The following is a 12,662-nucleotide window of genomic DNA, read 5'->3' as shown; positions in this document are numbered from 1 at the left end:
TTGCGGTCGCCCGACCGGCCCGTCAGAACTCGCTCGCGCGGTCGATCCACGTCGCGGCGCGCTTCTCGCCGACGCTCGTGCCCTCCGCCACCTCGGCGGCGTCCGCGTCCGCGAGGTCGGCCACCGTCTCGATCCCGATCTCGGCGAGCCGCTCGGCGTACGCCGGGCCGATCCCCTTGATCTCCTCGACGCTCGGGCCGCGGTCGTCGTCGTCGACCGCGACGTCGTCCGCCTCGCCCGCCGCGGCCTCCGCCTGCTCGGCCGCCTCGTCCGCCCCCGCGCCCTCGTCGTCGACGAGCGACTCCGTCGAGGCGGCCGCCTCTGTCTCCGCGGCGACCGCCTCCTCGTCGACGTCGTCCGCCTCGCTCTCCGCCGGTTCCGCGTCGCTCGACTCGCTTTCCGCCGGTTCCGCGTCGTCCGGCTCGACCGAATCGCCGGCCGCGGGCTCGTCGGCCGCGGGCGGCTCGGCCGCCGGCTCCGATTCCCGCTCTACCGTCACTTCCGTCTCGCCGGACTCGCGCTCGCCCGAACCGCTCCCGAATCCGAGCTTCTCTTTGAGCTTCTGGAGTAGAGCCATTGCCGGCGGCTACACGTGCGAGATATTTAAAAACCCTCTCCGCCGCAATCGACCGCCGGCTCCGTCACGCCTGTTTATAAGTGACGCCGGGCCGTCGCGGTCGTATGAACGTCATCAACCCGGTCATGTGGTCGGTCCACGTCGGCTTCGCCGTCCTCTGGGTCGGCAGCGTGCTGTTCGTCACCCTCGCGGTCCTCCCGCCTGCGCTCCGCGGCGAGATCGGGACGACCGCGCTCGGCTCGGTCGTCGGTCGCCTGCGCTGGATCACCCGGATCAGCGCGGTCGCGTTCGTCCTCTCCGGCGGCCACATGGCCGGGACGCTGTACACGTTCGAGGCGCTGACGGGCACGCCCCGCGGCCACCTCGTGTTGACGATGCTCGGGCTGTGGTTCGTCGGTACCGGGCTCGTCGAGGTCGCCGGCTCGAAGCTGGCCGACGGGCTCGACGCCGACAAGCTCCGCGAGCCCGCCCGCGAGGCCAAGCCGTTCCTCTACGGCGCGTCCGCCGTCTCCCTCGGTCTGATCGTCACCGCCGGGCTGCTCGCGAGCCCGGCGCTCTTCTGAGCGGCCGCCGAGTCCTCCGGCCGTTCACTCCAGTTCCGCCCGCAGCGCCGCGTTCATCGCGTCGACCGGGGCGTCCTCGCCGGTCCAGATCTCGAACGCCTCGACGCCCTGGTACAGCAGCATCCACGCGCCGTCGACCGTCGTCGCGCCCGCGGCCGCGGCCTCCCGCAGCAGCCGGGTCTCGATCGGCGCGTACACCGCGTCGAGGACGGCGAGGTCGCCGTGGAGGTGCTCGGCGGGCACCGGGGTCTCGTCGGGCGCCTCCATCCCCACGCTCGTCGCGTTGACGAGCAGGTCGGCGGCCGCGACGCGGGTAGCGAGGTCGTCGAGGCCGCCGCCGGTCGCGCCCGGAACCCCCTCGGCGAGTTCGACCGCGCGCTCCGCGGTGCGGTTCGCGACGTGGACCGACGCGCCGGCGTCCGCCAGCGCGAACGCGGCCGCCCGCCCCGCGCCGCCCGCGCCCACGACGAGCGCGTCGCGGCCGTCGACCGTCACGTCGTGGTGTTCGAGCGCCCGCGTCACCCCGGCGGCGTCGGTGTTGTGGCCGCGCGGTTGCTCGGCCTCGCCCGCCCGAACCGGGCCGTAGTCGACCGTGTTGACCGCGCCGATGCGCTCGGCGAGCGGGGCGGCGTCGACCGCGTCGAGAACGTCCCGCTTGAACGGGACCGTCACGTTGAGCCCCGCGACGCCGAGGTCGGCCGCGCCCGCTATCGCCGCGGCCGCGGCGCCGGCGTCCGGCTCGAAGGTGACGTAGCGCGCGTCGAGGCCGCGCGCCTCGTAGCCCGCCTCGTGCATCGGCGGCGACAGCGAGTGGCCGACCGGGTTCCCGATCAGTCCGTACACGTCCATGCCCGCTCACGCGGCCGCGACCGACAAAAGCGGGTCGGTCGTCGGGTCGCTCCCGCCGGCCTCGCCCCTCTCACTCCCGCCGGCCGTCGGCGTCCCGCTCCGCGTCGATGACGTCTTCGAGGGTCTCGGTGCCGACGTCGCTGGCGACCTTGACGCCGACGAGCGACACCACGATGCCCCCGACGATGAACGCCGCGAGCTGTTGGACCGGCGTCAGCGTCATCCCGTACGCCGACAGCGGCTCGTGGATCGCCTCCTGCGCGAGGAAGTAGCCGGCGAACCCGCGGACGACGAGGGCGACCGCGGCGATGACGAACGGGAGGTTGAGGTACGGGGTCCGGATCCCCTCGTCGCGGATCAGCTCGTCGAGCAGCCGCCCCACGGCCGCGGTCACGCCCGCGACCGCGAACCACGGGACCGCGGCGTAGGTGAACTCCACGACCTCGACGAGCCGCGCCGATCCGGGGGTCAGGTTCGAGGCGGCGAGGAAGCCGAAGAACCCGCCGACGAGGGCGAGCCCGCCGGCGACGACGTACGTCACGACGGACACCTGGCCGGCGTACAGCGCCTCGCGGACGCGCTCCGGCAGCCCGGCCACGAGCCGGTCGACCGCGAGCCCCTTGTACAGCAGCGCGGCGCCGAGCAGCCCGGCGACGCCGGCGACCGCCTCGCCGGCGGAGAACCAGTAGAACAGCGCGGGGACCAAGAGCAGCGCGACGCCGAACGGCACGAGGACCGTCGACCGTAGCTGCTCGTCGGCGAGGAACTGCTTGAGGAGGTAGTAGGTGGACTCGATGTCGCGGGCCTGCCGGACGACGACGCGGTCGACGGAGTCGACCGGGATCCGCGACTCGACGACCGGGAGGACGCGCTCGTCCTCCGCGGAGTCGACGACGACGATGGCGGCCCGCGGGTCGTACCGCTCCACGAGGTCGTCGAGCTGGGAGGCGATGGAGCGGTCGGCACCGACCGCCGTGTCGCTCTCGGCGGAGACGACCGCCACCACCGACTCCTCGCGTTCGTCTCTGAGGTCGCGCGCGACGCGCAGCGACTCCAGCAGGCAGTTCACGCTGGCGTCCTCGGGGTCGTCCAGCCCGGCGTCCGTGACCAGCGACCGGACGGCCTCCCAGCCGGCGACCGGCATCGGGACGTTGGTGGCGCGACCGATCGCCCCCGAGCGGTCGACGCAGATGACCAGCGTCGTCACGTGTCGTCTCACACCGCGGCCGGACAAAAATCCTCCCCGTCGGTCGCCGGCCGCCCCTTCGTCTCGGCGGCAGTCCGCCCGCCGCTACCGGAACTCCACGTCGATGTCGCCGCCGTCGTCGGCGAACACGCCCGCGACCCCGCTCCCGGCGGCGAACGCGACGCGCTCGGCGCCGATGCCGAGCCGCTCCGCGAGCCCGCGCTCCGGGGTGAACTCGCGGACCTCGGGCTCGGCCCCGATCAGGTCGGCGAGCCGGTCTTCCACGTCGTCCTCGGTGCCCAGCTCGTCGACTAGGCCGAGCTCGGCGGCGTCGTCCCCGAGGTACACCCGCGCCTCGGTCTCCCGGATCGCTTCGGGGTCCATGTCGCGGCCCTCGCTCACGGTCTCGACGAACTGCTCGTAGTAGCCGTCGATGATCCCCTGGAGGTACTCCCGTTCGTCCTCCTCGATCTCCTTCAGCGGGACGCCGGCGTCCTTGTACTCGCCGGCGGTGAACTGCTCGTAGGAGATGCCGAGCTTGTCGGCGAGCCCCTTCGCGTTCGGCCGCGAGCCGACGACGCCGATGGAGCCGACGAGGCTCGCCTCGCGCGCCCACAGCTCGTCGCAGCCGCTCGCGATCCAGTACCCGCCGGAGGCGCAGGTGTCGGTCGCGTACGCGACCGTCGGCCCGTCGAAGTCGGCGGCGGCCCGCCGGATGTCGTCGCTCGGCACGACCTCGCCGCCGGGCGTGTTGAGCTCGACGAGTAGCGCCTCGGCGTCGTCGTCCTCGTCGGCCGCCTCGATCTGCTCGACCACGTCGTCCGCGGTCGTCCCGCCGGGGCCGGAAAGCGGCGACGGCCGCCCCTGGTTCCGACGGATCGGTCCCGAGACCGTCACCTTCGCGACGTTGTACTCGTCCGCGTCACCGAATCGCCCGCCCGTGAGCCGCGCGAGGACCGCGCGGCCCGCGATCGTCGTCGCCGCGCCGACCGCGGCGGCCGCGAGCAACCCCTTCCGTCCGTTCGCCGGCGCGTCGTCCATACCGACGGTTGGCGGCGCTCCCGTTTATATGCTGTCGTGGGCGCCGTCGGTCGCCGGGGACCGGCCGTCCGCGCTCGACGGACGCGACGCTGTCGACCGTGGAAAACCGCAGAAAACGCGGACCGCGTCTCGCCCGGCTTACAGGAGGCCGGTCTTCTGGAGCTTCATCAGGTCCTCGGTGTCGAGCGTCTCGCCCTCCTTGAACTTCTGATAGATCTCCTCGGCCTCTTCCTTCTCCTCTTCGCGCTTCTCGGCGCGCTCGTCCTGCCGCTCTTCCTCCTCCTTCTTGTCGAGCTCGCGCAGGCGCTTCTGGACGCGGACGAAGTCCTCGTGGTGGCGGTCGGCCGCCTCCTGGGCCTCGACGAACAGCTCGTGCATCTCGTCGGCCTCGTCGCGGATGTCGTCCGCCTCGCGGTAGGCCTCGATCATCTGGTTGTGGTGCTCCTGGGCCTTGTCGGCGAGCTCCGTCACCTTCTGGTGGTGCTGGGACGCCTCGGAGCGGACCTCCTCGGCCTCCTCGACGAGCTCGTCGAGCTCGCTCGTGTCGTCGACCTTCTCCTTCTTCTCGGCGAGCTTCTCGCGTTTGTCGTCGATCTTCTCGATGAGCTCGCGCTCGTCTTCCGCGTCGAGCACCTCAGTCTGCTGGCGGAACTCGAGGTCCTCGATCTCCTCTTCGAGCTCCTCGATGGACTTGCCGGAGCCGAGTTCGAGGTCCTGTTTGAGCTCCTCGACCTCGTCGAACAGCTCGTTGGCCTCGGCGTTGAGCTCGTTGCGCTTGTCCTTGTGCTCCTGGACCTGCTCGTTGAGCTCGTCGCGCTTCTCGCGGTGTTCCTGGGCCTCGTCGACCTTCTCGCGCGTCTTCGCGTTGAGGTCGTCGCGCTTGGAGGCGCGCTCGGACGCCATCTGGTTCAGCTCGTTGCGTCGGTCTCGCAGCTGGCCGGCGCGTTTGATGAGCTGACCCTTGGAGCCGTTCTCCAGGTCGTCCTCAGAAAGGTCCACGTTGTCCGCCTCGTCCATCGCTTCCACGTCGTACTGCTCGATGACTTCTTCTTTCGTTACCATTTGTTATCTCTCCATCACCGCTCCGGCGATAGCGGACGCTCGCTGTGGTGCGTCGGGCCGTCTGCAAGAACTCCCGTTCATTTCAGCGTGCGATTCCACCAGCGCCAGAGGCGTTCTGGTACCCGCAACTACCCCCGGGCGATACATAAATACTTCGGTGATTTTCGTGCGTACCGGTGCCACGGAGCGTGTACCCCGCGATTTCCGTGGTTACCGTTCACACGACTCGCCTACGACTCGCCGTCCTCCTCCACCGCGTACGAGAGGACGATCCCGTCGTCGAACCGCTCCGTGCCCGTCAGCGTCAGGTCGGGGAACCCCTCGGTGAAGCCCGCGCCGTCCGCGAGGGTGGGCGCGTCGCGGCCGCCGATTACGAGCGACCCGACGTAGACGTGTAGCTCGTCGACGACGCCGGCCTCGAAACACGAGAAGATCACCTCGCCGCCGCCCTCCACCATCAGGCGGTCGATCCCCCGCTCGGCGAGCCGATCGACCCCCTCGGCGACGTCGACGCGCTCCTCGCCGGCCACGATCACCTCGGCGCCCGCGTCGGCGAGCGCCTCGCGGCGCTCCCGGTCGGTCGCGGCCGAGACGAGCAGGTACGTCGCGGCTGCGTCGTCTAAGATCCGTGCGTCGGTCGGCGTCCGCCCGGTCGAGTCGATCACGACGCGGGCCGGGTCGCCGGGCCGCCCGTTCCGGAGGCGCTCGACGCGGCGGTCCTCCTCGTCGAGCGTGAGGTGCGGGTCGTCCGCGAGGACGGTCCCGACCCCGACGAGCACCGCGTCCGCGGCCGCCCTGACGCGGTCGACCCGGTCGAAGTCCTCGGGGCCGGAGATGCGGAGCTGCTCCCGGCGGCGGGTGGCGAGCTTCCCGTCGACGCTCTGGGCCGCGTTGACGACCACGTACATACGCGACGGTCGGCCGGACGCGGAATGGTCGTTTCGGTCGGGGCGGCCGCAGCCACCTCCGACCGCGGCGGTCGCTCCGACCCAAAGCGTATCCGGCGCCGGACCGAAGCGAGCGCGTCATGAGAACCTCGACGATCGTGGTCCTGATCGGCGTCGCCCTGTTCCTCCTCCCGGTCCCGGGCACGTTCATCCTCGGCGCGCTGGTCGTGCTCGCCGGGCTCGCCGCCCGCCTGTTCGGGCTCTGACCCGACACGGTTTCCCCGGCGGGGACCGTCCGACCGGCCGTGTCCGACCCAACCGCGCACCACGTCGGCGTCACCGTCGCCGACCTCGACCGCGCCGTCGAGTTCTACGCCGAGACGTTCGACCTCGATGTCGTCGCCGAGTTCGCCGTCGGCGGCGACGCCTTCGCCGAGGCGGTCGCCGTCGAGGGCGCCGCGGCCGCGTTCGCGCACCTCGACGCCGGGGACGCGATCGTCGAACTCGTCGAATACGACCCGGCCGACGAGGCGGCCCCCGGGGACGCTCCCGACCTGAACCGCCCCGGCGCGACTCACCTCGGGCTCACGGTCGACGACGTCGAGGCGTTTCACGCGGGGCTCGCCGACGGCGTGGAGACGCTGAGCCCGCCGCGGACGACAGAGAGCGGGACGACCGTCCTGTTCGTCCGGGACCCGGAGGGGAACCTGATCGAGGTGCTCGACGCCTGACGGGCCTCGCTCGCGCGGGCCGTGCGCCGCCTTACCCAGACATGGACTCGCGGAGCACGAGCAGCGACAGCGGGACGCTCGCGGCCACGAGTCCGTACACGCCGCCGAGGATCGGTTCGACGCCGAACTCGGGCGCGAGGAGGTAGCCGGCGGCGAACCCGATCGGGTCGCAGACGACCGCGACGGCGATCAGCTGTGCGGAAAACGACATGGCTTCGAACCGACGGAGGAGGGCCATACCTCGCCGTCGCACGTCAGTCAAATAAAACTTCGAGAATCGTCGCCGTCCGCGGGGCGCCGCGGCCTCACTTCACCTTCGTGCCGGGCGCGGCGTCCTCGTAGGTGGTGAGGAGGTCGGCGTCCTCGCCGGCCGCCAGCACCATGCCGTTGGACTCGACGCCGAACAGCTCCGCCTTCTCCATGTTCGCGAGCACGATCACCTTCGTGTCCGGCAGCTCGTTGACCTCGTGGAGCTGCTTGAGCCCCGCGACGATCGTCCGGGTCTCCGCGCCGAGGTCGACGGTGAGCTCCACGAGGTCGTCGGCGCCCTCGATCCCCTCGGCCGCCTCGATGCGGCCGACGCGGATGTCCAGCTCCTGGAACTGTTCGAAGCCGATGCGGTCGTCGCTGATGGGTTCGATGTCGCTCATGTCGTTGTCCTCGGTAGCGTCAGGTTCGTCGCCCTCGTCGTCAGCGCCGCTCTCGTCGTCAGCGCCGCTCTCGTCGTCAGCGCCGCTCTCGTCGTCAGCGTCGTCGCTTTCCGCTTCGGCGACGCGCGCTTCGAGCTTCTCGTTCAGGTCCGCGACGCGCTCGTCTTCCACCTGCTCGAACAGCTCGGTCGGCTCGCTCAGGTCTCCGGCGGGGCCCTCGCGAGCCGCCTCGACGGTCGCCTCGTGGACGGAGCCGGGCTCGCCGAGCTGGGCCCAGAGCCGCTCGCTCTTCTCGGGCGCCAGCGGCTCGAAGAGGACGGCGATCGCCTTCGCGAGCGCGACGCAGTCGTAGATGACCTGTTCCGCTTCCACGGGCTCCTCGTCGACGAGCTTCCAGGGCTCGTTGCGCTGGATGTACTCGTTGCCGTACCGCGCGAGGTCGGTGACGGCGTCGCCGAGCGCGCGGACGGAGTAGTCGTTGACCGCGGCCGCGAACTCGTCGACCGCCTCGTCGATCCGCGCCGCCACGTCGTCGCTCGGCGCGTCGGCGTCGGGGCCGTCCTCGTAGTTGCGGTGGGCGAAGAGGAGCGAGCGGTAGAGGAAGTTGCCGACCGTCCCCACCAGCTCGGTGTTGACGCGCTCGGCGAACTTCTCCCACGAGAAGTCCACGTCCTGCTGGAACCCGCCGTTGGTCGCGAGGTAGTAGCGCAGCGGGTCGGGGTGGAATCCCTCGTCGAGGTACTCGTCGGCCCAGACGGCGCGGTCGCGGCTCGTGGAGAACCCCTTGCCGTCGAGGGTGACGAAGCCGGACGCCATCACCGCGCGCGGCTCGGCGTGGTCGGTCGCCTCTAACATTGCGGGCCAGAAGATCGTGTGGTGCTGGATGATGTCGCGGCCGATCACGTGGACGATCTCGCCGCCCTCCGGGTGCTCGTCGCTCGCTCCCTCCTTCCAGGCGGCCTCCCAGTCGAAGGCGTCGGCGCCGACGCGCTCGGAGTACTGCTTCGTCGAGGCGATGTACTCGATCGGGGCGTCGACCCAGACGTACAAGACGAGGTCCTGCGGGTTCTCGCCGGGCAGGTCGATCCCCCAGTCCATGTCGCGGGTGATACACCAGTCCTGGAGCCCCTGCTCGATCCACTCGCGGGGCTGGTTCCGGGCGTTCGAGGTGCCTTCGAGGCGGTCGAGGAAGTCGGAGAGGTAGTCGGCGAACTCCGAGACCGCGAAGAACTGGTGGGTGCGCTCGCGGTACTCCGCGGGGTTGCCGGTGATTGTCGACTCGGGGTCTTCGACCTCGCCGGGTTCGAGGTGGCGCTGGCACCCCTCGTCGCACTCGTCGCCGCGGGCGTGGGCGCCGCAGTACGGGCAGGTCCCCTCGACGTAGCGGTCCGGGAGGTACTGGTCGTCGACGGGGTCGTACGCGACCATGATCTCCTTCTCGTAGAGGTGGCCCGCCTCGTCGAGGTCGCGGACGAGCTCCTGGGTCAGCGCCGTGTTCGTCTCGTCGTGGGTGTGGCCGTAGTTGTCGAACTCGACGTTGAACTTCGGGAACGTCTCGGCGTAGCGCTCGTGCCAGTCGAGCGCGAACGCCTCGGGCGAGACGCCCTCCTGTTCGGCGTTGACCGCGACGGGCGTGCCGTGCATGTCCGAGCCGGAGACGAACGCGGTCTCCTGGCCGAGTCGGTCGAGCGCGCGGCTGTACACGTCGCCGCCGACGTAGGTGCGGAGGTGGCCGATGTGGAGGTCGCCGTTCGCGTACGGCAGTCCACAGGTCACCACCGCGGGCCGGTCGGTGGGGTAGTCGTCGTGGCTCATGTGGTGCGTGTGTGTCGTGTGTCGGTCGATCGGGTCTAAAGCCCGCTGGTTCGAGGCCGTCGACCGCGGCGGGACCGGCGCTCGCGCGGTCGTCGGTGCCGGCGCCGGCGAGGCGGTCGACGGTCCGGGCGCTGCGGGAAGGCGACGGGATTCGCCGCCGCGTCGGCGCCGACCGCGTTACCGGCCGGCGGCGACGCGACGGGTCCGCCCGCCGCTAGAAGGAGCGCATCCGCATCCCGAACCGTCGACGCCGTGTCACGCCCCACGCTTCGAGCGGTTCCGTCTAAAAAGCGTCGCCCAGGATCGACGGCCGCCTCAGTCGGAGCCTCTCAGGGCTCCATCGCCCCCTCGGCGCGACCGGTGAGCCGCTCCGGATCGAGCCGGTAGTACTCGAACGCCACCTCGCTCGTCGGCTCGCCGAAGACGTCGACGATGGGGATCTCCGCCGTCCGTTCGAGGCCGGCGAGCGACTCGGTCGCGCTGGCGTCGTCGCTGGTCGACACCAGCCGGCCGCTCGCCACCACGCTCTTCCACCGCCCGTCGTCCCGCCCGTAGGCGACGAACGTGACCCGGCGGTCGGCGGCGTTCGCCTTTCCGCTGTCCGCCCCGACGGCGAGCCGGAAGTAGAACGTCTCCTCGACCGGGTCGTAGCCGTACGACACCGGGACCGAGTGCGGGGGCTCGTCGCCGTCCGTCGACAGCGAGAGGACGCCGGTCCCCGACCGGCCGAGGAACTCGTCGCGCTCGTCGTCCGCCATCCGAACCGCGTCCGCGTCTGTCATGCGCGACCTTGGCCCTGTATGTTAATGAATACCTCTCATGGATCGCGCGCCGCGTGGACCGCCGTAGGCCACCGGCGACCGGCCCGCCTACAGGATGTCGCGGACGATCGCGGCCGCCTCGGAGGCCGTCGGAGCGAGCACGTACACGATCGGCTCGATGCCGACCGCGCCGGTCTGGTACAGGACGAGGGTTCCCCCGTCCCCGTCCGCCGGGGAGTCGGCGGCCGCGACCGCGTCCGCGACCGCCTCGCGCGTCGGGCGTTCGGCGTCGAACTCGACGGTCGGGTGCGACTCGGCGAGCGCCTCGACGGTGTCGGGGTCGTACCGGACGTTCACCGCGCCGCGGGCGGTCGCCCCGCCCTCTCGGGCGGCGAGCAGCACCGTCGCGACGTGTTCGCTCACGCCGAACTCGGGCTCGCCGGGGACCATCGCCCGGCCCTTCACGTCGACGAGGCGCCCGGGAACCGCGGCCACGTCGTCGATCGCTCGGGCGTCGTCGACACACTCCGCCACGTTCGCCCCGACGTTCGGGATGAGCCCGGCGAAGCCCGAGGCGTTCGTCAGCGTGCGGAGCCCGCGGCGGACCGAGGTGAGGACCCGCTCGCGCTCCCGGAGCCCGCTGTCGGGGTCGTGAACGGAGAACTCGACGTCGGCGTCGGCGAGCGCGGGCATCGCCGCCTCGTGGAGGTCCGCGAGCAGGTCCCCCTCCTCCAGCTGGCGGATCAGCACCTCGATCTCCACGAGCGCGGCCACCGGTGTGAGGTCGCCGCTCGCGAGCCCCTCGCCGACCCGCTCGACGAGGTCGCGCACGCGCTCGTCGGCGACGATCCGCTCGTGTCTCGCCACGTCGCCGGCAGCGTACTTCGACACGGCCGACTGCGAGATGCCGAGCGCCGACGCGACCTCCGACTGCGTGAACCCGCGGTCGCGGAGGTCCTCCGCGAGCATCGAGCGGACGGTCGGCAGGAACTCGTCGACGACGACCTCCTCGATGAACCTCATCGGGTGTCACCTCCCGAACGCGTCCCTCCTCCGCCGCTCTCGGGTCCGTCGCCGCCCTCGCGTCCGTCGCCCGCCTCGCCCGCGAACTCGGGGTCGTCGCCGATCCGCGACGCCTGCGGCCCGTCCTGTCCCTGGTACTTCGAGCCGCGTTCGGCGCCGTACGGTCGCTCTGCGGGCCGCTTCAGCTCCGTGAAGGTGAGCTGCGACACGCGCATGCCCGGCGAGAGCGCCACGGGCGCGGTGCCGAGGTTCGAGAGTTCGAGCGTGATCTGCCCCTCGTAGCCGGGGTCGCACAGCCCCGCGGTCGCGTGGACGACGATCGCGAGCCGGCCGAGCGACGAGCGCCCCTCGACGTGGGCGACGAGGTCGTCCGGGATCGCGACGCGCTCGGCGGTCGTCCCGAGGACGAAGTCACCGGGGTGGAGGATGAACTCGTCGCCCTCGTCGACGGTCGTCTCGGTGACGTACTCGCTCACCTCGCCCGCGTCGGTCGGGTGGATACAGGGGATGTTGGTGCGCTGGAACTCCAGGAACCGCTCGCCGAGCCGTAGGTCCACGCTCGCCGGCTGGACCTGCTGGTCGACGTCGTCGAGCGGCTCGATCGCGAGGTCGCCCTCAGCGAGCCGGTCGAGGATGTCGGCGTCGGACAGGATCATACCGAGAGGGGGAGCGCCGGTGGCATAAAAACTCCCGAATCCGCGGTCGCCGGCGTCCCCGCGGCTGGCGCGGCCGACCGGTCCGGTGGGACTCAAACCGCCGCGATCACGAGCGCGATCGCGGCGAAGAACGTCGCCACGCCCGCCGCCGCCCCGCGACCGAGGTCGTGTTCGGCCTCCAGCCCGCCGACGACCACGACCCACTGGACCGCGATCGCTACCGCGGACGCGACCAGCAGCGGGCCCGTCGCGCTCGTGATCGCGGCGACGAGGTCCGTCGTGAGCGCCTCGAACGACGACCCCGCGGGCGTCGCGTTCGAGAGCGTGTACCAGATCGCGACGATCCCGGCGCCGAGCCGGAGCAGCTCCGCGCCGAGGGCCCACCCGGCGATCACGAAGGAGTCGGCGACGGAGCCGGAGCCGCCGGCGACGAGCGCCCCGACGTGGAGCGCGAGCGCGAACACCACCCACCAGAGCGGCACGCCCAGCAGGCCGTAGTGGATGTACCCGCCCGCGGCGTCCCGTAGTTCCTCGCCCGCGTCGACCTCGATCCGCTTCGGCTCGTCGCACTGCTCGCCGATCACGGAGTCGGGGTCGTCGCCGAACGTCTCGCAGGTCGACTCCGAGGGGCGATCCGGGTTGTCGACCGTGATCTGCTGGTCGACCGTCGCGTCGAAGACGGCCCCGAGCGCGATGATTCCGACACTGGTGCCGATCGTGACGACGACCAGCATCGCGACCGCGACGGTCCCGGCTCGGGGGGAGCCGAAGGCGTCGCGGACGCGGTCGATGAGGCTGCCGGGCAGACTCGCGAGGGCGGCGAGCGGGGAGGGCATCGTCGGGTGGTCCCCGCCGACGGAC

Annotated in this window: 15 protein-coding genes; 3 read left to right on the top strand and 12 right to left on the bottom strand. The window is 71.5% G+C overall.

Annotated elements, in window-relative coordinates; genetic code table 11:
* Window positions 1-22 precede the first annotated feature (22 nt).
* Entirely contained in the window at window positions 23-577 is a 555-nt protein-coding gene (locus tag HPS36_RS03335; protein ID WP_173228493.1) for a helix-hairpin-helix domain-containing protein, read from the bottom strand.
* Between the two features lie 104 nt (window positions 578-681).
* Between HPS36_RS03335 and HPS36_RS03330 the strand changes: the two genes are divergently transcribed.
* Window positions 682-1,140 (top strand): transporter, encoded by a 459-nt coding sequence (locus tag HPS36_RS03330; protein WP_137717093.1) that lies wholly within the window; start codon window positions 682-684, stop codon window positions 1,138-1,140.
* Window positions 1,141-1,164: 24 nt separating this feature from the next.
* Here the strand turns inward: HPS36_RS03330 and HPS36_RS03325 are convergent, their stop codons facing one another.
* The 5 genes from HPS36_RS03325 to HPS36_RS03305 form a co-directional block, all read right to left on the bottom strand.
* Window positions 1,165-1,989, bottom strand: a complete 825-nt coding sequence (locus tag HPS36_RS03325; protein WP_173228492.1) for a shikimate dehydrogenase — start codon at window positions 1,987-1,989, stop codon at window positions 1,165-1,167.
* A gap of 70 nt (window positions 1,990-2,059) precedes the next feature.
* On the bottom strand, window positions 2,060-3,196 hold the full coding sequence (locus tag HPS36_RS03320) for a DUF373 family protein (RefSeq protein WP_137717095.1): 1,137 nt from the start codon (window positions 3,194-3,196) through the stop codon (window positions 2,060-2,062).
* Window positions 3,197-3,280: 84 nt separating this feature from the next.
* The gene (gene sppA, locus HPS36_RS03315; protein WP_173228491.1) at window positions 3,281-4,216 is read right to left on the bottom strand and encodes a signal peptide peptidase SppA; all 936 of its coding nucleotides are present in this window, start codon (window positions 4,214-4,216) and stop codon (window positions 3,281-3,283) included.
* 138 nt (window positions 4,217-4,354) lie between these two features.
* Complete coding sequence (locus tag HPS36_RS03310) at window positions 4,355-5,278, bottom strand: coiled-coil protein (RefSeq protein ID WP_053771712.1); 924 nt, start codon at window positions 5,276-5,278, stop codon at window positions 4,355-4,357.
* Between the two features lie 230 nt (window positions 5,279-5,508).
* On the bottom strand, window positions 5,509-6,186 hold the full coding sequence (locus tag HPS36_RS03305) for a 2,5-diamino-6-(ribosylamino)-4(3H)-pyrimidinone 5'-phosphate reductase (protein WP_173228490.1): 678 nt from the start codon (window positions 6,184-6,186) through the stop codon (window positions 5,509-5,511).
* 119 nt (window positions 6,187-6,305) lie between these two features.
* Here HPS36_RS03305 and HPS36_RS16810 point away from each other — a divergent pair, with 119 nt between their 5' ends.
* Both HPS36_RS16810 and HPS36_RS03300 read left to right on the top strand, forming a co-directional pair.
* A complete protein-coding gene (locus HPS36_RS16810; RefSeq protein ID WP_199241201.1) occupies window positions 6,306-6,431 on the top strand; it encodes a transporter in 126 nt (41 codons plus the stop codon).
* A gap of 39 nt (window positions 6,432-6,470) precedes the next feature.
* A complete protein-coding gene (locus tag HPS36_RS03300) occupies window positions 6,471-6,896 on the top strand; it encodes a VOC family protein (protein WP_173228489.1) in 426 nt (141 codons plus the stop codon).
* A gap of 31 nt (window positions 6,897-6,927) precedes the next feature.
* Here HPS36_RS03300 and HPS36_RS03295 read toward each other — a convergent pair whose 3' ends face one another.
* The 6 genes from HPS36_RS03295 to HPS36_RS03270 form a co-directional block, all read right to left on the bottom strand.
* A complete protein-coding gene (locus tag HPS36_RS03295) occupies window positions 6,928-7,134 on the bottom strand; it encodes a hypothetical protein (protein WP_173228488.1) in 207 nt (68 codons plus the stop codon).
* Window positions 7,135-7,201: 67 nt separating this feature from the next.
* On the bottom strand, window positions 7,202-9,361 hold the full coding sequence (gene metG / locus HPS36_RS03290) for a methionine--tRNA ligase (RefSeq protein WP_173228487.1): 2,160 nt from the start codon (window positions 9,359-9,361) through the stop codon (window positions 7,202-7,204).
* Between the two features lie 329 nt (window positions 9,362-9,690).
* A complete protein-coding gene (locus tag HPS36_RS03285) occupies window positions 9,691-10,143 on the bottom strand; it encodes a pyridoxamine 5'-phosphate oxidase family protein (RefSeq protein ID WP_173228486.1) in 453 nt (150 codons plus the stop codon).
* Window positions 10,144-10,230: 87 nt separating this feature from the next.
* The gene (locus tag HPS36_RS03280) at window positions 10,231-11,145 is read right to left on the bottom strand and encodes a thiamine-phosphate synthase family protein (RefSeq protein ID WP_173228485.1); all 915 of its coding nucleotides are present in this window, start codon (window positions 11,143-11,145) and stop codon (window positions 10,231-10,233) included.
* Window positions 11,142-11,801, bottom strand: a complete 660-nt coding sequence (dcd, locus tag HPS36_RS03275; protein ID WP_137717103.1) for a dCTP deaminase — start codon at window positions 11,799-11,801, stop codon at window positions 11,142-11,144. Before dcd ends, HPS36_RS03280 begins: the two co-directional genes overlap by 4 nt.
* Window positions 11,802-11,893: 92 nt before the next feature.
* Window positions 11,894-12,637: a YIP1 family protein gene (locus HPS36_RS03270; RefSeq protein ID WP_173228484.1), complete on the bottom strand. Its 744-nt coding sequence runs from the start codon at window positions 12,635-12,637 to the stop codon at window positions 11,894-11,896.
* Window positions 12,638-12,662: the final 25 nt, after the last annotated feature.

It is taken from the genome of Halorubrum salinarum, from assembly GCF_013267195.1.
GTDB lineage: Archaea > Halobacteriota > Halobacteria > Halobacteriales > Haloferacaceae > Halorubrum > Halorubrum salinarum.
This window is presented reverse-complemented; position numbering and strand designations above follow the sequence as displayed.